This is a genomic window from Lacticaseibacillus sp. 53-4 (assembly GCF_016861805.1).
Lineage (GTDB): Bacteria > Bacillota > Bacilli > Lactobacillales > Lactobacillaceae > Lacticaseibacillus.
This window is the reverse complement of the sequence record NZ_BOLT01000025.1, coordinates 1-18,848: the sequence shown is the minus strand read 5'-3', so window position 1 is coordinate 18,848 and position 18,848 is coordinate 1. Positions and strand designations below refer to the sequence as shown.

Genomic DNA, 18,848 nt, shown 5'->3' with positions numbered 1-18,848 from the left:
TGAATCGCAGTGAAGGGGTGTTTGGCTTGCGAGGGACTCAGACTGGCGTTAGCTTTGCCGAGTCAACAGTTGTTTGGTCAGGCGAATTAAAGTCGCCCGGGCCGGTTGATCCGGCAGGCTGGTCAGACCGGCCACTGCCTTGTCGGTATACTGCGCGGCCAAAGCCTGCGCCTTGGAGACCCCGTCATAGCGCGTGATCAGGTCTAGCACGCTTGTCACATCCGCGTCGGTCATTGCGGCACGTTTATTCAACAGCGGGGCGAACTCGGCCTGGTGGTCGGCCATCGCCATAATCAGCGGGGCCGAGTACACCCCTTGGCGGATGTCTTCGTGAACGGGTTTGCCCATGGCAGCGTCGGTACTGGTGTAATCCAGAATGTCGTCCATCAGCTGGAAGGCAATGCCAATGTTCAGGCCAATGGCTTCACATTTTTTGGCAAAGTGGAGGGACTGACCGCTTTCGTAGGCCCCGATGAAGGCCGCCAGCGCAAATAACTGTCCAGTTTTACCTGTGACTTGCTCGGTGTAGTCGGCAATGGTCATGTCCACGTTGAAGCGCCGCGCCATCTGGGCCATTTCACCATTGAGTATGCGTTCCATGGACGCAGAGTCCTGTTGAACTGAGCGCAGGTCAGAGGCGTAATGGGCAATCAGCTGAAAGCACACGACGAAGAGGTAGTCACCGGCGTAAACCGCGACGTCGTTGCCAAATTGCGCAGCAATCGTCTTTGTCCCGCGGCGCACCGGTGCTTTGTCGATCACATCATCGTGGATTAACGTGGCCGTGTGCAGCGTCTCGACGGCCGCAGCCAGGGCGATAATTTTCTCGTGATCCGTTTCGTGGAACTGACTGAACAGCAGGCAGTAGGCGGGGCGGAGCAGCTTGCCGCCGGCGTTGATCATTTGGACTAGGGCCTTGGCGACGGCCGGATTATCGGGATGAATGTTTTGATCGATCAAATCAAGCGTGGCGGTCAGGTCGGGGGCAAGTGCCGGGTAATCCTGCCACATGGCATGGATCTTCATGATTGACTCCTTTTTTTGGTGTGGTCAAAGCGCAGTCGTTTCAGCGTGTCAATGTGTTCAAAGAGGAAGTTTGCGGCAATGCCGACCGCCAGTCCGGCCAGGATGCCCATGAACGACAGCACTGGCAGGTAAAGCATCACGGTCCAGCTTTGGGCGATCAGACAGGCGACTAGCAGCTGGCCGACGTTGTGCAAAATGCCGCCAGCTGCCGAAATGCCGATCATTGACACCCGTTTGTCACCCAACTGTTTGATCAGCAGCATCCCCAGCCACGACAGCAGTGCACCAGCACCGCTGTACATGAAGGTCGAAAGCGTCCCCCCGAGCAGCGTGGTCAAAAGCAGGCGCAGCAGCATCAGCAAGAAGCTGTCAGACACGCTCATGGTGTACAGCGACACGATGGTGATCAGGTTGGCCAGGCCCAGCTTGGCGCCAGGGGCGAAGGCGAACGGAAACGGGATCATTCGCTCCAGCAGGCCAATAATGACGCCCTGGGCGCAAAGTAGTGCGATGTAAATGACTTGGCGGGTGCGCGCCGGCCGATACACGCGCGGCTTCATTCTGTCACCATCCCGCCGCCGCTATCGCCGGTGCTGGATTTGATCTCGACCAGCAGTTTGTGCGGTAGGCACACGATGGTCTGACCGGGCTTTGAAATCCTGCCTTTTTTCACACAGACTTGGTCTGGACAATTGGCGTCGATGATCTGGATCTGATCGCCGGTCGTCACGATGTCGTTGTATTCGTTGCCTGCTTGGTAGTGGTAACGGCTGGTGCCGTGGTGGCCAGTGAGCTGAATCTGATACACGCGCTTGCCATTGTGGGTGACGTAGGCGGTCAGCGTCCGGCCGCTGCCTGGTTGGCTCTGGGCGGCCTGCTGGCGGGCAAAGACCACATATGGGATGAAGGAGGCGGCCAGCAGAAGCACAATGATGATGATGTCGCCTGGGCGAATCATTTTGAGATACTTATTGTGCGTCATACCAGCTGCCTCCTTTGTCAGTTTTTCAAAAAGCAACGGAGTCGGCCGCAGTCGACTCCGCCAAATAAAAAGGTTCCGAGGCTTAGTCTACCCCAGAACCCTTAGGCCTGGCAACGTCGCCTATTTAGGCGTATCGCTGCCGTACAACGCCTTTGGTGTGCCGTACCACCACTTGCCGAAGGTCTTCTGCAGGTAAGGGACGACCCACTTGTCTAAGCCGAATGCACGGCCTGAGCCGTTCATCACGGCAATGGCCATTGGAATCATCCAGATGTTGACCCAGTAGAACATGCCGCTCAGGCAGAAGATGATGGTGAAGGCGACAGACACCGCGCCGCTCAGCCAGGTGAACAGGCCAGCAACCAGTGCCAGGCCAATCAGAATCTCAATAATCGTCATCGACTTTTGCATGAAGAAGGCGACGTCTTGGTTTGGAATCATCGCTTTGGTGATCGTGTACATCCAGTTTGGCATCTTGTCAAAAACCATCATTGGTTCCTTCCCATACTGGTAGGAAAGGGAGAAGACGGTTTTGGCGGCTGGCGCTGCGGCCTTGGCCGCACCACTAGCAGCAGAGGTGGCGTCGGCGCCGGCGGCAGAAGCACCGCTGGTCGTCGCCGGTTGCAGCCAGTCAAACGGCAGGCGCAGCTTGTCGAGGAACCAGGACTCTTTGCCTGAGACCTTGCCAGCGCAATCAACCAGCCACATCAGGCCCAGGAAAATGCGGGACGGAACCGCCCAGAGCACATTGCCTTGGCGGGAAAGGTGGCCGCGCATCAAGTTGCGGTCGTTCTTGGTGCGGAAGAACTCGTGCATCATGTACTGGAAGAAGTAATAGCCCGAGTAGTTCTGCAGGAAGTACAGCATATTGACCAGGTGCTTCATCAGCATCGCGAAGAACCCGGAGAGATGGAAGATGTTCATCAGGTTGGCCACGCCGTAGCGGGAACCCAAAGACACCATGAAGCCAGAGTAGGATGCCTTGTAATCCAAGTCGCCGGCCTTGCCGGCCATTTTGCTTTCAATGTTGGTCAGCGCGGTTTTGGCACCAGCTTCGGCACCTTGCACGATTTGCGGCTCGCCGCGATCCGAGTTGCCGCCGAAGAACGAAACATCCCCCACGACGTAGACATCCGGGTCATCCTGACTTTCCATGTGCGAGTTGACCACAATGCGGCCGGCACGCGCCTGGGTGAGGCCGAACTGGGCAGCTTCGTCAGTCGCCTTGACGCCGGCCGTCCAAATCAATGTTGAAGTCGGGTAGGTCGAGCCGTCTTTCAGGTCGACGTGATCCTCGTGAACGCCAACCACACCGGTGTTCTTCATGACCTTGACGCCTTTTTTAAGCAAATAGCGCTCCGCTTTGTTGGCATCCGAGCGGTCGAGCATGTTCATGATCGTCGGCGCCATTTCCATCAGCGTGAACGTGATCTCGCTAGGGTCAAGCTTGTTTTCCTTGGCCAAGCTGTCGCGCCAGTCGCGCAGTTCACCGATCGTTTCGGTCCCGGTGAAGCCAGAGCCGACAACGACGATGGAAAGCAACGCCTTGCGCTTTGCTGGATCGTGCTCCTCAGCACCGCGCCGGACCACGTCTTGGATATGCTTTTTCAACGCAATGGCGTGTTCCCAGGAGCCCAGGGTAAAGCCGTAATCTTTCACGCCCGGGGTGCCGAAGTCATTCGGTTGTGAGCCGATTCCCAGCATCACGTAGTCGTATGGGTAGGCCCCGTGCTTGGTCTTGACCAGTTTCTTCTCGCGGTCGATGGTGGTCGCCGTGTCCGTGACCAGCTTGACGTTCTTGCGCCGTGCAAACAAGCGCTGCAGGTCGTACTGGATCGCATCTTCCGGGACGCGATCGGCGGCGACTTCGTGCAGTTCCGTCATGTAAGTGAAGTAGGAGTGGCGGTCGATCAGGGTGATCGTCACGTCCTTGTCTTTCTTAAAATGCTTGGCTAATCGTTTCGTCGCGTAGACGCCCGCAAACCCGGCCCCCACGATGACGATATTTTTTTGCGCCATGGGTAACACTCCTTAGATGTGAATAATTCCGCAAATCAATTAAATTGCAATGCTAATTATACATTTAAAACCCGGTTGTTGTCCATGAATTCGCGCAAGGCTGGTAACCGGTTACCGAAGGTCATCAGGGTGGTGCCTAATTCATAGAGACAACGAAAGCGGTGGGGTAAGAACAATGGAAACGAATTCCTACAAAATGAGAAAGACCTGATAAATGTTCGGCTTTTGTTGATTTTTGCCACTCGGGTGTTTACACTTGGTTTGTGTGAAATGTAACACAAAGTTCCTAATATTTTTCAAAAGGGGTATCGGAAAATGAAATTATCTAAGACTTTGGCAAGCATCTCCATCATCGCAGTCTCTGCTTTGACGCTGGCCGCTTGCGGCAGCAACTCCAGCAGCAAGGATTCCTCGTCCAGCAAGACGACGACCTCCAAGACGGCCAAGAAGTCCTCATCCAGCGCGAAGGCGCAAAAGCAAACCGCTGGGGCGCCGCTTAAAGATGGGGATTACACGCTTGCCGAAACCGGGTACGACCACGGTTACAAAGTCGAGATGGGCATGACCGTTGCCGATGGCAAGATCACCAAGACCACCTATGACTACGTGGACAAGGACGGCAAGTCCAAGACCAAGGACACCGAATACGAAAAGACGATGAAGAAGCAAGCTGGTGTCGGTCCTAAGGAATACATTCCGGCCCTGAACAAGTCCTTTAAGAAGAACGGGACGAACACCAACGCCATTGACGTCGTTTCTGGTGCCACCGATTCCAGTTTGACCTTCAAGAACTACGCCCAGCAGCTGGTTCAGGCCGCGCAGGCGGGCAACACCAAGAAGATCGAAGTTCAAAACACGGCGAAGTTGCAGGATGGCACTTACACGCTGGAGCAGGAAAATTACTCTCACGGCTACCGTACTGTCTTCTCCATCGTCGTTTCTGGCGGCAAAATCACGCAAAGCAAGTACGACAATGTGGACAAGAACGGCAAGTCCAAGACTCAAGATGCCGAGTACGAGAAGAGCATGAAGAAGGTCAACAACGTCGGCCCTAAGGAATACACCGAAAAGCTCAACGCTGCCTTGGTCAAGACGCAAAAGCCTGCCGAAGTCGATGTGGTTTCCGGCGCGACTGAAAGTTCCGATACCTTCATCCTTTACGCTGAACAGCTGATCAACGCCGCTCAGGCCGGCAACACGACACCAATCAAGGTTTCTAACATCGTGTACGCCGAATAATTTTTCAATCAAGCGCGAAAGCAGTGTCCTCGCGGATGCTGCTTTTTTTATGGCTGGGCCGTTATAATAGAAGAAAACGTGAAGGGATATTAATATGAAAAAGAGAGTGAAGGCACTCATCGCCCTGCTGGCGCTGGCCCTGCCGCTTGCCGCCTGCGGACAGCAAGCGGCGCCCAAGCCAAAACCCGCCGCCGTGATCCAGACGCCGCATCAGGATACCGAATTTTTGATGGGCACTGTGGTTACGCTCAGCGTCTACAACAAGGGCAAGGCCGGCGCGGTCGATGATGGGTTTGCCCGGGTCAGGGCGCTGGCCAAGAAGATCACCGTCAACCAGAAGGGCTCTGAGGTCGACGCGGTCAACAACGCGGCCGGCGAAAAACCGGTCAGGGTGTCCGATGATGTGTTCCGCCTGATCCAGTACGCCAAAAGTTATAGTGAACGCTCTAACGGCGCATTCGACCTGGCGATCGGGCCGGTGACCAGCCTGTGGCACATCGGTTTTCCCGATGCCCGCAAGCCTGCGCAGGCGGAAATCGACCGGGTGCTGCCGCTGGTCCATTACCAGGATGTGGTGCTGAACGCCAGCAAACAGACCGTTTACCTGAAGCAAAAAGGCATGCAGCTGGATTTGGGCGGAATTGCCAAGGGCTTCATCACCGACGAGGTGGTCAAGGTGTTCAAAAAAGATGGCGTCAACACCGCCATCATCGACTTGGGTGGCAACATTTTCGTCATGGGTCACAGCCCGAAGGCCACCAACCGGCCGTGGACGGTGGGCATTCAAGACCCCAAGAAGCCGCGCGGCACTTCGATTGGCACAGTGCCGGGCGCAAACATCACCGTCGTGACCTCTGGAATCTACGAGCGGCACCTGGTGGTGGATGGCCACAACTACTCGCACCTGATGAACCCGCGCACTGGCTACCCGTTTGAAAACAACTTGATGGGCGTGTCAATCGTGACGAAAAAATCCGTCGATGGGGATGCGCTGTCCACTGCGACCTTTGACAAGGGCCTGCGCGGCGGCATGGCCTTCATCGAAAAGCAAAAGGATGCCGAGGCCATTTTCATCACCAAGGACAAGAAGGTTTACGTCTCCAGCGGCCTCAAGGGTAAATTTCAACTGCTAAAGAATTCGGGGTACCAGCTAGCCACACTGAAATAAACGATTTGGGGGAGTTTGATGTCAGTCCAAAACTTTTTTACGCTCGTTGAAGCTCGCACCAAGCTCGCCAGCATTTTGCCATTCGGCGTCGGCACGCTGTTTGCACTGGTGTATTTTCACCAGTTCAACGGCGTGAACACGGCGCTGTTTTTCGTCGCGATGCTGGCGTTTGACATGATGACCACGGCCCTGAACAACCTGATGGACTACCAAAAGGCCAAGGATGAACAGTACCGCCGCACGGTCAACATCATTGGCACTGCCCAACTTTCGGTCGGTTTGGTGCGCTGGGTGGTGATTGCGCTGCTGGCCGTCGCCGCCGGGCTGGGGCTGGTGTTGAGTGCCCGCACGGATTGGCTGTTGCTGCTGGTCGGGGCGGTGTGCTTTGCCATTGGCATTTTCTACACGTTCGGGCCGCTGCCGCTGTCTCGTCTGCCGTTGGGGGAGGTATTTTCCGGGCTCACCATGGGGCTGGGGATCCCGTTTATCGCCACTTATATCAACGTCGATGCCCAGGCACTGCTGAACCTGAAACTGGCCTGGCCGACGCTGAGTCTGACTGGCAACTGGCTGGCGCTGTTGACCCTGGGGCTGGTGTGCGTGACCCCGATGGCCACGATTGCAAATGTCATGCTGGCCAACAACATGTCCGATTTGGCCGAAGATGAGCGCAACCACCGCATCACACTGCCAATGTACTTGGGCAAAAAGTACGCCGCCTGGCTGTACACGTTTCTGGCGCTGGTCGGCTTTGCGGCAGTCATAGTGGCAGTTACCCTGCGCCTGCTGCCGTGGCCGCTGCTGCTGGCCCTGCTGCCGCTGCCGCTTGCGGTATGCGATGCACGCCGCTTCACCGCGCACCCGGACAAGCGCACCACCTTCAGCCTGGCCCTGCGCACCCTGACGCTCGCAAACCTGGCGCTGATGCTGGGGCTAGTCGCCAGTTTGGGGGTGAGCCGATGAAGGAGAGCACACACCAATCGTTTCGGCCACTGACCTGGCCGCTGTTCTTCGAGCTGATTCGCCTGCCGGCCAAGCTGTGCAGCTTCTTGCCGTACCTGTTCGGTATCTTGTACGCCTGGTGGGGGTTTCACCAGTTTAACTGGGTGAATTTGCTGGTGTACTTTGTCGGCCAGATGAGTATTGCCTTATTTGTGACCGGGTTTAACAACGTGCAGGACTATTACAAGGCGAAAGACGAGCACTACCGGCAGACGCAAAACATTATCGGCCGCGAGCATTTAGCTCCGCATCGCATTTTGGCCTTGATGGGGCTCTTCCTGACAATCGCGGTTGGCGCCGGCTTGGTGTTGGTTTGGCGGACTAATCTCAGCCTGCTTCTGATCGGTGGGGCCGCGATTTTCGTCGCGATCTTTTACACCTTCGGGCCGGTGCCACTGTCGCGCATCCCCTCGGGCGAGCTGCTGTCCGGTACCGTGGAAGGCTTTGGCGCGGTGTTCATCGCGGTGTTCGTCAACATTGTGCCTCAGCCAATCATGCTGACGCTGACTGGCAGCCGCTTTGTGTTAAGCGGCAACGTGCCGCTGGTGCTGGAGCTCTTTTTTCTGGCGCTGCCGATCGTCATTCTTGACGGCACCATCATGTTCGCAGACAACATTTGCGATTTGAAGCAGGATCAGCGCAATCAGCGCTTCACGCTACCGTACTACCTTGGGAAAAAGCGAGCGCTGGCCATTTACCCATGGCTGCCCGCCGCGGCCTACCTGGCCATCGTGCTGGCCGTCGGGTTGAGGATGCTGCCGGTGCCAGTGCTCTTGGTGGCGTTTATGTGGCCACGGGTGCGTCGCAACATTGACGCTTTTCTGGCCGTGCAGGACAAGGCGAAAACCTTCAACACCGCGGTGGCCAACCTGCTTTTGACCTTCGGCAGCGAAACAGCACTCTTGCTTCTGTGCATCCTGATCGACCTTGCAGTGCCTGGGCTTTTCTGATACCATAGTTGGAAGCTAGGAGGGCTCATTATGTCCGTAAAAAAAGTCGCCTTGGCCTGCAGTGTCTGCGGACACCGGAACTATTACGTCCCGGAAAACCCGCGCCGCACGCAGCGCCTGGTGTTAAATAAGTATTGTAAGTATTGCGGGCGCCAGACTGAGCACCGCGAGACGAAGTAGGAGGCAGCAGTTATGAAGTTTATCAAAAGTGTGATTCACGAGATGTCGCTGGTCACCTGGCCGACCGCCAAGGAAACTCGGCGCGACACCACCACCGTCATCATCACGTCGATTCTGTTTGCCGCTTACTTTGCCCTAGCAGACTGGGTCATCCTGTTGGTCCTGAAGGCGTTCATTTTTTAATCTTGATATCAAGACTTGCTCTGGCGTATACTGGGGTCAGCGCAAAAACCGAAGCCTCTTGGCGACGGTTTTTTATTTGTCATCAAAAAGGAGAAAAACAATGGCTGAATCAGCTGAAAAGCTCTGGTACGTGCTGCACACCTACTCTGGTTACGAAAACAAGGTCAAGGCGAACCTGGAGTCTCGGGTCACCTCAATGAACATGGAAGACTACATTTTCCAAGTGATTGTGCCCGAAGAGGAAGAACACGAGAAAAAGGACGGCAAGGACAAGGTCAAGATGGAGAAGGTTTTCCCTGGCTACGTGCTGGTCGAAATGGTCATGACCGACGAATCCTGGTTTGTTGTCCGTAACACCCCAGGGGTTACCGGCTTTGTCGGCTCGCACGGCGGCGGCTCCAAGCCAAACCCGCTGATGCCTGACGAAGTGGCGACCATTTTGCACTCACAGGGTATGGCCACCACACACTCCACGCTGTCCTTTGAAGTCGGCGAGACGATCACCATCATTGCCGGTGCGTTTGCCGGCATGAAGGGCAAGATCACCGCCAACGACCCGGACAAACAAAAGCTGAAGGCGACCATCAATATGTTTGAGCGTGAAGTCGCCGCCGACTTGGACTACGACCAGGTCGACAAACTTTAAGATGATCTGGCTCATTGTAATCGGGGGTGGGGCGTTAATCGCCTTCGCCCTCGATTTTTATGGTTTAGGGCACCCGGACAGGCAGCGCAAGGTTGACGTTGCCGATCGCGTACCCACGCTGTTTGTGCCCGGAGAATTTGGCACGCGTTACACGTTTGGCCACATGCTGCGGCGGCTGCCGGTGGACAAGCAGGTCGTCGCCCTGGTCCGGCAAAACGGCTCGGTGCACCTGCGTGGGCGCTTGGCGTTTGGCCCGCACGTGGCCGTTCAAGTGCTGTTTGCCGATAAACGGGTGCAGCCGGCAGCCCAGCTGATCGGGGTGAAGCGGGTGATTGCGGCGCTGCAGCAGCAGGCACCGTTTGCTGCAATCAACTTAGTGTCCCACTCGATGGGTGGAATCACGACGGTGCTTTACACCGTCAGCCGGCCAGCAGTGCCGGTCCGGGCGCTGGTCACACTGGCGGCGCCGTACAATGACACTGCGCTGGCCACTCCGGGTAAAGTCGTCAACTGGCCCCTTGGGCCGGCGGGGCCGAGTCAGACCACGCCGGTGTACGAATTTTTCCGCGCGCATGTGGCTGACCTGCCTGAAACTTTGCAATGGTTGAATGTGGCCGGCGATTTATTCAACGGGTCACAGCACGACGGGGCGGTGGGCATTAACTCGGCGCTTTCGATTCGCTATCTGGCGCAAGACCACGTCGCACGGTATGCCGAAGTCGTGATCCGCGGGCCGCGGGCGGCCCACAGTTTGCTGCACGAGAATCGCCTGGTCGACGCAGACGTCGCGACGTTCCTGTGGCCGCTGCAGCTCAAGGCCTGAGTGGTGCGATAGTCCTTGCTTTTGAGCCTGAATCATGGTAACTTAGTCGAGTATGTTTTGGCATACGCGTGGGAGGGCAAAATTACCTTGCCCATCATGACCACATCACGGACTTAAGGAGGTTATGTTTCGTGGCTAAAAAAGTAGCAAACATTGTTAAACTCCAGATCCCTGGGGGCAAAGCAACTCCAGCTCCGCCTGTTGGCCCTGCTCTGGGTCAAGCTGGGATCAATATCATGGGCTTCACCAAGGATTTCAACGCGCGGACCGCAGACCAAAATGGGATGCTGATTCCAGTTGTCATCACCGTGTACGAAGATCGTTCCTTTGACTTCGTCACCAAGACCCCGCCGGCAGCGGTTCTTCTGAAGAAGGCCGCTGGCGTAGAGCACGGCTCTGGCGAACCGAACACCAAAAAGGTTGCGAAGGTTACCAAGGACCAAGTGAAGCAGATCGCGGAAACGAAGATGCAAGACCTTAACGCCGCAGATGTAGAAGCTGCGATGCGCATGGTTGAAGGGACAGCACGTTCCATGGGCTTTGAAGTCGAAGGCTAATGCATGTCCGGATCTTCAGCGAAAGCTGAATGAATCAAGTGGAAGGGCTTCGGCCCGCTGACCACATTTGCAAGGAGGAAAATTCCAGTATGGCTAAGAAAGCAAAGAAGTACCAAGACGCTGCTAAGCAGGTCGACGCCACTAAGGCGTACACCCCTGAGGACGCAGTTGCTTTGGTCAAAAAGATCGATTTTGCCAAGTTCGACGCAACCGTTGAAGTGGCATACAACCTGAACATTGATGTTAAGCAGGCTGACCAGCAGATCCGTGGCGCTCTTGTGCTGCCTAACGGGACTGGTAAGACGCAGCGCGTCATCGTCTTCGCCGAAGGCCCGCAAGCGCAGGCTGCCCAAGACGCCGGTGCCGATGAAGTCGGTTCTGACGACTTGGTTAAAAAGGTTCAAGACGGCTGGCTCGACTTCGACGTTGCTGTTGCAACACCACCGATGATGGCCAAAGTTGGTCGTTTGGGCCGGGTCCTCGGGCCAAAAGGCTTGATGCCTAACCCGAAGACCGGCACCGTGACGATGGACACCGCGAAGGCGGTCAACGACGTCAAGGCTGGGCAGGTCGCATACCGTGCCGACAAGGCGGGTATCGTCCACGCCCCGATCGGTAAGGTTTCGTTTGACGACGCTAAGCTCATCGAGAACTTCAAGGCGCTTAACGACACCATCGTCAAGGCGCGGCCGGCATCAACCAAGGGTGTTTACATCCAAAGCTTGACGTTGACTTCAACCTTCGGCCCTGGGGTCAAGGTTGACGTTTCGGCATTCTAAACAAGCAATTCAATCAACACCGACTTCTTTTGGAGAAGCCGGTGTTTTTTTCTGAAAATTTTTCCTGTCAAATTTTGGCCAAAGGGTGTCACGCTGGGGGTTTTGTGCGCTGAAAACAGCAGATTTTAAATGTCCATGATATGGTGAGTGTGTATAAATCGGCAAAACGGGAGGTTTAAGATGACAACTGAACAAAAGCCAGGACCCATCGTCCAGTATCAGGACGTGAATAAGGTATACCGCGGCGGTAATGTGGCGGTTGAACACATCACTTTGACCATTGACCAAGGGGATTTTGTCTGCCTGATCGGCACCTCGGGCTCGGGGAAGACCACGACCATGCGAATGATCAACCGCATGCTGGAGCCGACCGGCGGCACCATTTTGTTTAAAGGCCAAGACATCCACAAGCAAGATCCGGTGGCTCTGCGCCGCCACATCGGCTACGTGATTCAAAACATCGGGCTCATGCCGCACATGACGCTGTACGAAAACATTACCTTAGTCCCGAAGCTCCTGAAGTGGCCGGAAGAGAAGCGGCGCGCCAAGGCGGAAGAGCTGATCAAAATGGTCGACCTGCCAGTCGATTACCTCGACCGCTACCCGGCTGAGCTTTCCGGCGGGCAGCAGCAGCGCATCGGCGTAATCCGCGCGCTGGCCGCTAATCAGGATCTGATCCTGATGGACGAGCCGTTTGGCGCTCTGGACCCGATCACGCGTGAAAGTTTGCAGGATCTGGTCAAAAATCTGCAGCAGAAGCTGGGTAAGACGGTCGTGTTTGTGACCCATGACATGGACGAGGCCCTGAAGCTCGCCACCAAGATTGTGGTCATGGATGGCGGCCACATTATCCAAACTGCGACGCCGACCGAGCTGCTCCAGCACCCTGCGACCCCGTTTGTCCGGGAACTGATCGGTGAGGAGCGGCTGATCCAGGCCCGCGCCGATGTCACCACGGTGGGCGCCATCATGCTCAAGAATCCGGTGTCGATCACCCCGGGTAAATCGCTGGTCGAGGCGATTCAGCTGATGCGCGACCGGCGCGTTGACACCCTGCTGGTGGTTGACGACAACGGCTACCTCAAAGGCTTTATCGACATCGAGTCGCTGACGCGCCAGTACGCCAAGTCGACCGCCGTGGCCGACATCATGCAGAAAAAACTGTTTTACGTGCAAGAATCCGCACTGTTGCGCGATTCCGTTGACCGGATCCTCAAGCGCGGCCTCAAGTACGTGCCGGTCGTCGATCAGGACAACAAGCTGAAGGGCATTGTCACGCGAGCCGCGCTGGTCGATATGGTTTATGACACCATCTGGGGCGAGAATGCTGACCACAGTGAGCAGGCACCAGCCTCTGATGCCGAACCGCAGGCGGGAGGCGACCAAAATGGGTGACTTTCTGGCGCAGCACGGCATGGAGCTGTTGGTCAAAACCTGGGAGCAGCTGTACATCTCTGGCATCTCCCTGGGCCTGGGGATTCTCGTCGCCGTGCCGCTGGGGGTGATCTTGACGCGCTTTCCACGCACGGCCAAGGTCGTCATCGCTATTGCCTCAATGCTGCAGACGGTGCCCAGCCTGGCGCTGCTGGCGCTGATGATTCCGCTGTTTGGGATCGGGCGGGTGCCGGCGATCGTCGCGCTGTTCATCTATTCGCTGCTGCCGATCCTGCGTAACACGTACATCGGCATGGAAGACGTCTCACCAGTCCTCAAGGATTCTGCCAAGGGGATGGGCATGACGGCCGTGCAATCGATTATGCAAGTTGAGCTGCCGATGGCGATGCCGGTGATCATGGCCGGTATCCGCCTTTCCGCGGTGTACGTGATCGCGTGGGCAACGCTGGCATCATACATTGGCGCCGGCGGCCTTGGTGATCTGATTTTCAGCGGGTTGAACCTGTTCCAGCCGTCGCTGATCATTGGCGGTACCATTCCCGTCACGATCCTGGCACTCGTGGTCGATTGGCTCCTGGGTAAACTGGAGAAGCGTCTGACTCCGCGGACCAGTCGGAAGGAGGCCTAGCCATGAAAAAGTTAGCCAAACTCTTTGTGGTGCTGGCCACGGCCGTTTTGACACTGGCCGGTTGCGGGTTCCCCGGGATTTCGGGCAGTGACCCAAAGACCATCAAAATTGCGGCACTTAGCACGACGGAAAGCTCAGTGATGGCCAACATGCTGGCCGAGCTGATCAACCACGAGCTGGGCTATCCGACCACGCTGGTGTCCAATCTTGGCTCCACCACGGTCACGCACCAGGCGATGCTGCGCGGGGATGCAGACATTTCAGCGACGCGCTACACCGGCACTGACCTGACTGGCACCTTGAACCTGCCGGTGGAAAAGAACCCGAAAAAAGCCGGCAGGATCGTCAAACGGGTCTTTAAGCAAAAGTACCACCAGACCTGGTTCCCGACTTATGGTTTTGCCGACACCTATGCCTTCATGGTGACCAAGCAGTTTGCCGCTCAACATCACGTCTCGACGATCAGTCAGTTGAAGCCGCTGGCCCCATCGATGGCAGCTGGCGTGGACTCATCCTGGATGAATCGCAAAGGCGACGGCTACGCGGACTTTAAAACCGGATACGGCTTTGACTTCAAGCGCGTCTACCCGATGCAGATTGGGCTAGTTTACGATGCGGTCGAGGCTGGTAAGATGCAGACGGTGCTGGGCTATTCGACAGACGGGCGAATTCGCTCGTATGACCTCACGGTGCTGAAAGACGACAAGCACTTTTTCCCGCCGTACGACGCGTCGATGGTGGTGAGTGACAGCCTGCTGAAGAAATACCCGAAGCTCGCACCGGTGCTGCACCGGCTGGACGGAAAAATCAGCATGAAAACCATGCAGGAACTCAATTACCAGGTGGACGACCAACTAAAGGAGCCATCGGTGGTCGCCCGGGAATTTCTGGTCAAGCATAATTATTTCCGGGGAGGCGATAACTGATGGCGAACATGAATACGTGGCAACAGTTCTTCTACTACATGACGACCAACGGCAGCTATGTGCTCAGCCAGTTTACGCGCCATTTCCTGATTTCGATTTATGGCGTGCTGATCGCGGCTGTGATCGGGATCCCGATCGGCCTGTTCATCGCCCACAACCGCAAGCTGTCTAGTACGATCATCGGCATCGCGAACGTGATCCAGACCATTCCCAGCTTGGCGATGCTTTCGATCATTATGCTGGGGCTGGGGCTGGGGGTGAACACGGTGATCGTCACCGTCTTCCTGTACTCGCTTTTGCCGATCATTAAAAATACCTACACCGGCATGGTCAGCGTCGACCCCACGGTGATTGACTCCGCCAAGGGCATGGGGATGACCTCGTTTCAGCGCCTGTACATGGTAGAGGTGCCGCTTTCGATGAGTGTGATCATGGCGGGCATCCGCAACGCACTGGTGGTGGCCATTGGCATCACGGCCATCGGGGCCTTTGTCGGCGCCGGCGGGCTTGGCGACATCATTGTTCGCGGGACAAACGCAACCAACGGTGGGGCCATCATCCTCGCCGGCGCGCTGCCAACAGCGCTGATGGCGATCATTGCCGACCTGGTGCTGGGCTTTGTCCAGCGGCGGCTCGAGCCCAAAGAATCGAGCCATTAGACAATCACCAGCGCCTGCTGTGAAAACGGCCGGCGCTTTTTGGTGCCTGCGTGAAGTATTTCTTGACGCTGTGGACGGTTCATGATACGCTTTTCGTTGTGATAATTCACTCTGCCTAAGACTCAGGTGGCGCAAGCCTTAATATCCTGCCGAGGTGGTATCAGTTCGTTAGATACCTCTATGTCTTGGTAGACATGGAGTTTTTTTATTGGAAAAAACTTCAACCAAACTATAGGAGGTGAAAATCTATGAGTGAATCAATTATCGCTGCGAAGGCTAAGGTGGTTGATGGCATCGTTGAGCAGTTCAAGGCTGCTAAAAGCGCTGTTGTTGTGAACTACCGTGGCTTGACTGTTGATGAAGTAACGCAGGTGCGTAAGGAATTGCGTGATAACGGGGTCAAGATGGAAGTCATCAAGAACACGTATCTTCGCCGTGCCGCTGACGCCACTGGTTACAAGGGCTTGGACGATCTGTTCAAGGGCCCGACCGCGATCGCCTTTTCTAACGACGACGCTGTTGCCCCTGCCCGCATCATGACGAAGTACGCGAAGCAGTTCGATGACCTCGTTGTTAAAGGCGGGATCATTGAAGGCAAGGTTGCCAGCCTGGAACAGATCACAGAACTGTCCAAGCTGCCAGACCGCGATGGGATGTTGTCAATGCTGCTGTCTGTTCTGCAGGCACCAGTCCGCAACGTCGCATACGCCGTCAAGGCCGTTGCCGACAGCAAGGACGCAGAACCAGCTGCATAATGTGGCTGAAGCTGCCTAGTCGATCCGTAATCAAACACAATACAAACTGGAGGATACAATCATGGCTTTAGATACAAAAGCTATTGTCGACCAGTTGAAGGATGCTTCCATCCTTGAACTGAACGATCTCGTTAAAGCAATTGAAGATGAATTTGGCGTTTCCGCAGCTGCTCCTGTAGCCGCTGCCGGTGCCGCTGGTGGCGACGATGCAGGCGCTGCTAAGGATTCCTTCACCGTTGAACTGACCGAAGCTGGCCAGGAAAAGGTTAAGGTTATCAAGGAAGTTCGCACGATCACAGGTCTTGGCCTGAAGGACGCGAAGGGCTTGGTTGACGCAGCACCTTCCAACATCAAGGAAGACGTTACTGAAGACGAAGCTAACAAGCTTAAGGAACAGCTCGAGGCTGTTGGCGCAACCGTTACCCTCAAGTAATGATTGCCCAAATACCGGGTGCCCATTGCGGGTGCCCGGTATTTTTTTGCAAAAAAATAGCCGACCGGAGAGGGTCGACCGTCATTCTTATTCCGTTGTAACGGCAAAGCTCAGTGGGTCGGTCAAGTTAGGCCCGCGGTAGTCCAGTTGTAAGTTGATGCCCTTGCCGACCACCACGCCGGCATTGCCAAAGTAGGCCCAGAAAGTCGTCCTCGCATAGCCGCCAGGCGCGAGCTTAGTCGTTCCTTGCTGGTTGGGCAGGACGGTTGCCGGCGCAAGAAATGGCCCCGTGATTTCAAACTGGTTTGGGGTCGGGACAAAGCCTGCCTGATTGGCGAAGTTGGCATACTCTGCCGTGATTTGGACGCTGAGATTCTTTGGCAGCTTACCGCTTGCCACGAGGTTTTGACCCTCAGCATTCAGTTGATGGGTAACCTGGGTGATGCGCAGGCCGTAGCTGTCGTCAGGCGCAAGCCCCAATTTGTTGAGGGGCAATACCCGCGAGCTCGGCCCGCTGCTCGGCACGACGCTGAGAGTTTTTGTCGCCGTTTTGCCGTGAAGGGTGGCCACTAAGTCAAGTTCGCCTTCGTCGATGGCACCGTTGATCGTGGTGGTCTTGCCGCTGCCTTCACCGCTGACCAACACCTTATTGTTGGCATCGCGGTCGCGCAGCGTGAATTTGGCGTTGTTGGTCAGCTTGAACTGTAGCTTGACCTTGCCGTCACTTGATTTAAAAAGGGTAGTGGGCACCGTGATTGCTGGCCCCGGCAGATTTTTACTGGTGGCGCTAGATTTGGTGTTACTTTGGTCGTTTGCCTGGGGGCTGCAGGCGGTGAGGCCGCCGGCAACCAGCAGGAGCGCCAGTCCCGGCAGCACTTTGTTGAATAATTTCATTGTTTTCCTCCGTATGGGTCTAATTGTACGGATTGGCGGCTGCGATGTAAACGGACTTAATGTTATTGTTAGCTTAAGGGCGAAGCCGCGATTAGTTTTTCTCAAGTCATGACGATGCGGGTTTGCGAATATGGGTATCGCTTTTATCGCGGCCAGGGGTTACGCTTTATATGAACAATACCGCCGCTAAGGTGCAGCCCGCACTGTAGGTGGACCTTGTGCCCAGATCAACCGGGCGAGCACCATTGGGGCGGCAATGAAGGAGAGACACCATGAGTCATTACTATACAAACGATCCCGATCTGCCGCATGATGAGCAGACCTTTTCTTACGATTTAGCCGGCAACCGGCTGGAGTTCACCTCCGACAACGGCGTTTTTTCCAAGCGCACGATTGATTTTGGCAGTCGCACGCTGATTGAGACGGTCGTCGATCAGGTGCTACCTGATGGGCCGCTGCTGGACGTCGGTTGCGGCTACGGGCCAATTGGCCTTGCCTTGGCCAAACACTATCCGAACCGGCAGGTGACCATGTCGGACGTGAACGAGCGCGCCCTTGCCTTGGCTAAACGCAACGCCGAGGCCAACAAAATCGCAAACGTGACGATTGTCGAGTCCTCGGTTTACGACCACATTACTGGGCAGTTTGGGGTGATTGTCACCAATCCCCCGATTCGAGCAGGCAAGGCCATTGTGTCTGCCATCCTTGCCGGCGCACATGAGCATTTGGTACCCGGCGGTCAGCTGTACTGCGTCATTCAAAAAAAGCAGGGCGCACCGTCGGCCTTGAAACTGATGCAGGCGACCTTTGCCAGCGCAGAAAAGGTCAAAATGGCTCATGGTTACTATATTTTGCGCGCAACCAAGTAAGGAGGAACTATGGTTGAACTAACTCCGGATGATTTCATGGCAGCTGCTTTGGCCGAGGCTAGGGCCGCCGGCGTGATCGGTGAGGTCCCAATTGGGGCCGTAGTGGTCAAAGATGGCCAAATTATCGGCCGCGGCCACAATTTGCGCGAACATGCGCAAGACAGCACACTTCATGCCGAAATCCTCGCGATTCAGGAGGCCTGCATGACGCTGCACACTTGGCGGCTTGAAGACTGCGACCTGTACGTGACACTGGAGCCTTGTCCGATGTGCGCGGGGGCGATGATCAACGCCCGAGTGCGGCGGTGTTTTTACGGCGCCAAGGACCCCAAGGCCGGGGCGGCCGGGTCACTGGTCGATCTGCTGAGTGATCCGCGGTTTAACCACCAGGTTCAAGTGGTCGGCGGGCTGCGCGCCCGCGACAGCGGTGAGCTGCTGGTCGCCTTTTTCCAAGGAATCCGGGCGAAGCGGAAAGCGGCCAAGCAGGCTGGCCAAAGCCCAGAGAAACAGGTATAATGAATCTTGCCGAAAGGCCTTGAGGCAATGGCAGCCTTTCGAATTGTGTCAGGTCCGGAAGGAAGCAGCACTAAGAATCGTTTGTCATGTGCCTTAAGTTTTTGAGCAAATAAACAAGGACGCACCCGTTGCGGGTTGCGTCCTTTTTATATGAAACAGAACTTGATTTTGAGTACACCAAATACACCTACTCGAAATCTCAAAAAAATACAGGTATAC

At 55.9% G+C, this 18,848-nt stretch carries 23 protein-coding genes, 1 other RNA gene and 1 other annotated feature; of the genes, 19 read left to right on the top strand and 5 right to left on the bottom strand.

What is annotated here, in order from left to right; translation table 11 throughout:
- Positions 1–48: 48 nt before the first annotated feature.
- The 4 genes from JUF21_RS09400 to JUF21_RS09385 form a co-directional block, all read right to left on the bottom strand.
- Positions 49–1,026, bottom strand: coding sequence for a polyprenyl synthetase family protein (locus JUF21_RS09400; RefSeq protein ID WP_203623797.1), 978 nt, complete (start codon positions 1,024–1,026; stop codon positions 49–51).
- Positions 1,023–1,586 carry a Gx transporter family protein gene (locus tag JUF21_RS09395; RefSeq protein ID WP_203623796.1) on the bottom strand — a complete coding sequence of 188 codons (564 nt, stop codon included), beginning with the start codon at positions 1,584–1,586 and terminating at the stop codon, positions 1,023–1,025. The genes JUF21_RS09400 and JUF21_RS09395 overlap by 4 nt, the downstream gene beginning before the upstream one ends.
- Positions 1,583–2,008 carry a NusG domain II-containing protein gene (locus JUF21_RS09390; protein ID WP_203623795.1) on the bottom strand — a complete coding sequence of 142 codons (426 nt, stop codon included), beginning with the start codon at positions 2,006–2,008 and terminating at the stop codon, positions 1,583–1,585. Before JUF21_RS09390 ends, JUF21_RS09395 begins: the two co-directional genes overlap by 4 nt.
- A 120-nt stretch (positions 2,009–2,128) precedes the next feature.
- The gene (locus JUF21_RS09385) at positions 2,129–4,027 is read right to left on the bottom strand and encodes an NAD(P)/FAD-dependent oxidoreductase (RefSeq protein WP_203623794.1); all 1,899 of its coding nucleotides are present in this window, start codon (positions 4,025–4,027) and stop codon (positions 2,129–2,131) included.
- Positions 4,028–4,342: 315 nt separating this feature from the next.
- Here JUF21_RS09385 and pplA point away from each other — a divergent pair, with 315 nt between their 5' ends.
- The 16 genes from pplA to rplL all read left to right on the top strand — a co-directional run bounded on the left by pplA (position 4,343) and on the right by rplL (position 16,350).
- Positions 4,343–5,266 (top strand): extracellular electron transfer flavoprotein PplA, encoded by a 924-nt coding sequence (gene pplA, locus JUF21_RS09380; RefSeq protein WP_125755822.1) that lies wholly within the window; start codon positions 4,343–4,345, stop codon positions 5,264–5,266.
- A 94-nt stretch (positions 5,267–5,360) separates the two neighbouring features.
- The gene (locus JUF21_RS09375; RefSeq protein WP_203623793.1) at positions 5,361–6,434 is read left to right on the top strand and encodes an FAD:protein FMN transferase; all 1,074 of its coding nucleotides are present in this window, start codon (positions 5,361–5,363) and stop codon (positions 6,432–6,434) included.
- A gap of 18 nt (positions 6,435–6,452) precedes the next feature.
- Complete coding sequence (locus tag JUF21_RS09370) at positions 6,453–7,397, top strand: 1,4-dihydroxy-2-naphthoate polyprenyltransferase (protein ID WP_203623792.1); 945 nt, start codon at positions 6,453–6,455, stop codon at positions 7,395–7,397.
- Complete coding sequence (locus JUF21_RS09365) at positions 7,394–8,386, top strand: UbiA family prenyltransferase (protein ID WP_203664215.1); 993 nt, start codon at positions 7,394–7,396, stop codon at positions 8,384–8,386. Before JUF21_RS09370 ends, JUF21_RS09365 begins: the two co-directional genes overlap by 4 nt.
- 30 nt (positions 8,387–8,416) lie before the next feature.
- Entirely contained in the window at positions 8,417–8,566 is a 150-nt protein-coding gene (rpmG, locus tag JUF21_RS09360; protein WP_125755814.1) for a 50S ribosomal protein L33, read from the top strand.
- Between the two features lie 12 nt (positions 8,567–8,578).
- Positions 8,579–8,749, top strand: coding sequence for a preprotein translocase subunit SecE (gene secE / locus JUF21_RS09355; protein WP_203623790.1), 171 nt, complete (start codon positions 8,579–8,581; stop codon positions 8,747–8,749).
- Positions 8,750–8,849: 100 nt separating this feature from the next.
- Positions 8,850–9,395, top strand: coding sequence for a transcription termination/antitermination protein NusG (gene nusG, locus JUF21_RS09350; RefSeq protein ID WP_125755810.1), 546 nt, complete (start codon positions 8,850–8,852; stop codon positions 9,393–9,395).
- Between the two features lies 1 nt (position 9,396).
- Positions 9,397–10,218: an alpha/beta hydrolase gene (locus JUF21_RS09345; RefSeq protein ID WP_203664212.1), complete on the top strand. Its 822-nt coding sequence runs from the start codon at positions 9,397–9,399 to the stop codon at positions 10,216–10,218.
- 131 nt (positions 10,219–10,349) lie between these two features.
- Positions 10,350–10,775: a 50S ribosomal protein L11 gene (rplK, locus tag JUF21_RS09340; protein ID WP_125755805.1), complete on the top strand. Its 426-nt coding sequence runs from the start codon at positions 10,350–10,352 to the stop codon at positions 10,773–10,775.
- 89 nt (positions 10,776–10,864) lie between these two features.
- Complete coding sequence (rplA, locus tag JUF21_RS09335) at positions 10,865–11,554, top strand: 50S ribosomal protein L1 (protein WP_125755803.1); 690 nt, start codon at positions 10,865–10,867, stop codon at positions 11,552–11,554.
- Between the two features lie 180 nt (positions 11,555–11,734).
- A complete protein-coding gene (locus JUF21_RS09330; RefSeq protein WP_203623788.1) occupies positions 11,735–12,949 on the top strand; it encodes a betaine/proline/choline family ABC transporter ATP-binding protein in 1,215 nt (404 codons plus the stop codon).
- Positions 12,942–13,577, top strand: a complete 636-nt coding sequence (locus tag JUF21_RS09325) for an ABC transporter permease (RefSeq protein WP_203623787.1) — start codon at positions 12,942–12,944, stop codon at positions 13,575–13,577. The genes JUF21_RS09330 and JUF21_RS09325 overlap by 8 nt, the downstream gene beginning before the upstream one ends.
- A gap of 2 nt (positions 13,578–13,579) precedes the next feature.
- The gene (locus JUF21_RS09320) at positions 13,580–14,503 is read left to right on the top strand and encodes an osmoprotectant ABC transporter substrate-binding protein (protein ID WP_203623786.1); all 924 of its coding nucleotides are present in this window, start codon (positions 13,580–13,582) and stop codon (positions 14,501–14,503) included.
- Positions 14,503–15,162: an ABC transporter permease gene (locus tag JUF21_RS09315; protein ID WP_203623785.1), complete on the top strand. Its 660-nt coding sequence runs from the start codon at positions 14,503–14,505 to the stop codon at positions 15,160–15,162. Before JUF21_RS09320 ends, JUF21_RS09315 begins: the two co-directional genes overlap by 1 nt.
- A 96-nt stretch (positions 15,163–15,258) precedes the next feature.
- Positions 15,259–15,378, top strand: a sequence feature (ribosomal protein L10 leader region).
- Positions 15,379–15,410: 32 nt separating this feature from the next.
- Positions 15,411–15,917, top strand: coding sequence for a 50S ribosomal protein L10 (gene rplJ, locus JUF21_RS09310; RefSeq protein WP_125755793.1), 507 nt, complete (start codon positions 15,411–15,413; stop codon positions 15,915–15,917).
- A 61-nt stretch (positions 15,918–15,978) separates the two neighbouring features.
- Positions 15,979–16,350 carry a 50S ribosomal protein L7/L12 gene (rplL, locus tag JUF21_RS09305; protein WP_125755791.1) on the top strand — a complete coding sequence of 124 codons (372 nt, stop codon included), beginning with the start codon at positions 15,979–15,981 and terminating at the stop codon, positions 16,348–16,350.
- Between the two features lie 87 nt (positions 16,351–16,437).
- Here the strand turns inward: rplL and JUF21_RS09300 are convergent, their stop codons facing one another.
- Positions 16,438–17,244 carry a hypothetical protein gene (locus JUF21_RS09300; protein WP_203623784.1) on the bottom strand — a complete coding sequence of 269 codons (807 nt, stop codon included), beginning with the start codon at positions 17,242–17,244 and terminating at the stop codon, positions 16,438–16,440.
- 272 nt (positions 17,245–17,516) lie between these two features.
- On the opposite strand from JUF21_RS09300, the gene JUF21_RS09295 reads away from it, so the two are divergent.
- The 3 genes from JUF21_RS09295 (at position 17,517) to ffs (ending at position 18,737) form a co-directional block, all read left to right on the top strand.
- A complete protein-coding gene (locus JUF21_RS09295) occupies positions 17,517–18,113 on the top strand; it encodes a class I SAM-dependent methyltransferase (protein WP_203623783.1) in 597 nt (198 codons plus the stop codon).
- 9 nt (positions 18,114–18,122) lie between these two features.
- A complete protein-coding gene (tadA, locus tag JUF21_RS09290; RefSeq protein WP_203623782.1) occupies positions 18,123–18,629 on the top strand; it encodes a tRNA adenosine(34) deaminase TadA in 507 nt (168 codons plus the stop codon).
- A 10-nt stretch (positions 18,630–18,639) separates the two neighbouring features.
- An RNA gene (ffs, locus tag JUF21_RS09285) (signal recognition particle sRNA small type) lies at positions 18,640–18,737 on the top strand.
- Positions 18,738–18,848 lie beyond the last annotated feature (111 nt).

Bases quoted from the DNA above. Each gene is read 5' to 3' on its own strand.
- JUF21_RS09400 (WP_203623797.1), bottom strand. From the start codon at position 1,026: ATGAAGATCCATGCCATGTGGCAGGATTACCCGGCACTTGCCCCCGAC.
- JUF21_RS09395 (WP_203623796.1), bottom strand. From the start codon at position 1,586: ATGAAGCCGCGCGTGTATCGGCCGGCGCGCACCCGCCAAGTCATTTAC.
- JUF21_RS09390 (WP_203623795.1), bottom strand. From the start codon at position 2,008: ATGACGCACAATAAGTATCTCAAAATGATTCGCCCAGGCGACATCATC.
- JUF21_RS09385 (WP_203623794.1), bottom strand. From the start codon at position 4,027: ATGGCGCAAAAAAATATCGTCATCGTGGGGGCCGGGTTTGCGGGCGTC.
- pplA (WP_125755822.1), top strand. From the start codon at position 4,343: ATGAAATTATCTAAGACTTTGGCAAGCATCTCCATCATCGCAGTCTCT.
- JUF21_RS09375 (WP_203623793.1), top strand. From the start codon at position 5,361: ATGAAAAAGAGAGTGAAGGCACTCATCGCCCTGCTGGCGCTGGCCCTG.
- JUF21_RS09370 (WP_203623792.1), top strand. From the start codon at position 6,453: ATGTCAGTCCAAAACTTTTTTACGCTCGTTGAAGCTCGCACCAAGCTC.
- JUF21_RS09365 (WP_203664215.1), top strand. From the start codon at position 7,394: ATGAAGGAGAGCACACACCAATCGTTTCGGCCACTGACCTGGCCGCTG.
- rpmG (WP_125755814.1), top strand. From the start codon at position 8,417: ATGTCCGTAAAAAAAGTCGCCTTGGCCTGCAGTGTCTGCGGACACCGG.
- secE (WP_203623790.1), top strand. From the start codon at position 8,579: ATGAAGTTTATCAAAAGTGTGATTCACGAGATGTCGCTGGTCACCTGG.
- nusG (WP_125755810.1), top strand. From the start codon at position 8,850: ATGGCTGAATCAGCTGAAAAGCTCTGGTACGTGCTGCACACCTACTCT.
- JUF21_RS09345 (WP_203664212.1), top strand. From the start codon at position 9,397: ATGATCTGGCTCATTGTAATCGGGGGTGGGGCGTTAATCGCCTTCGCC.
- rplA (WP_125755803.1), top strand. From the start codon at position 10,865: ATGGCTAAGAAAGCAAAGAAGTACCAAGACGCTGCTAAGCAGGTCGAC.
- JUF21_RS09330 (WP_203623788.1), top strand. From the start codon at position 11,735: ATGACAACTGAACAAAAGCCAGGACCCATCGTCCAGTATCAGGACGTG.
- JUF21_RS09325 (WP_203623787.1), top strand. From the start codon at position 12,942: ATGGGTGACTTTCTGGCGCAGCACGGCATGGAGCTGTTGGTCAAAACC.
- JUF21_RS09320 (WP_203623786.1), top strand. From the start codon at position 13,580: ATGAAAAAGTTAGCCAAACTCTTTGTGGTGCTGGCCACGGCCGTTTTG.
- JUF21_RS09315 (WP_203623785.1), top strand. From the start codon at position 14,503: ATGGCGAACATGAATACGTGGCAACAGTTCTTCTACTACATGACGACC.
- rplJ (WP_125755793.1), top strand. From the start codon at position 15,411: ATGAGTGAATCAATTATCGCTGCGAAGGCTAAGGTGGTTGATGGCATC.
- rplL (WP_125755791.1), top strand. From the start codon at position 15,979: ATGGCTTTAGATACAAAAGCTATTGTCGACCAGTTGAAGGATGCTTCC.
- JUF21_RS09300 (WP_203623784.1), bottom strand. From the start codon at position 17,244: ATGAAATTATTCAACAAAGTGCTGCCGGGACTGGCGCTCCTGCTGGTT.
- JUF21_RS09295 (WP_203623783.1), top strand. From the start codon at position 17,517: ATGAGTCATTACTATACAAACGATCCCGATCTGCCGCATGATGAGCAG.
- tadA (WP_203623782.1), top strand. From the start codon at position 18,123: ATGGTTGAACTAACTCCGGATGATTTCATGGCAGCTGCTTTGGCCGAG.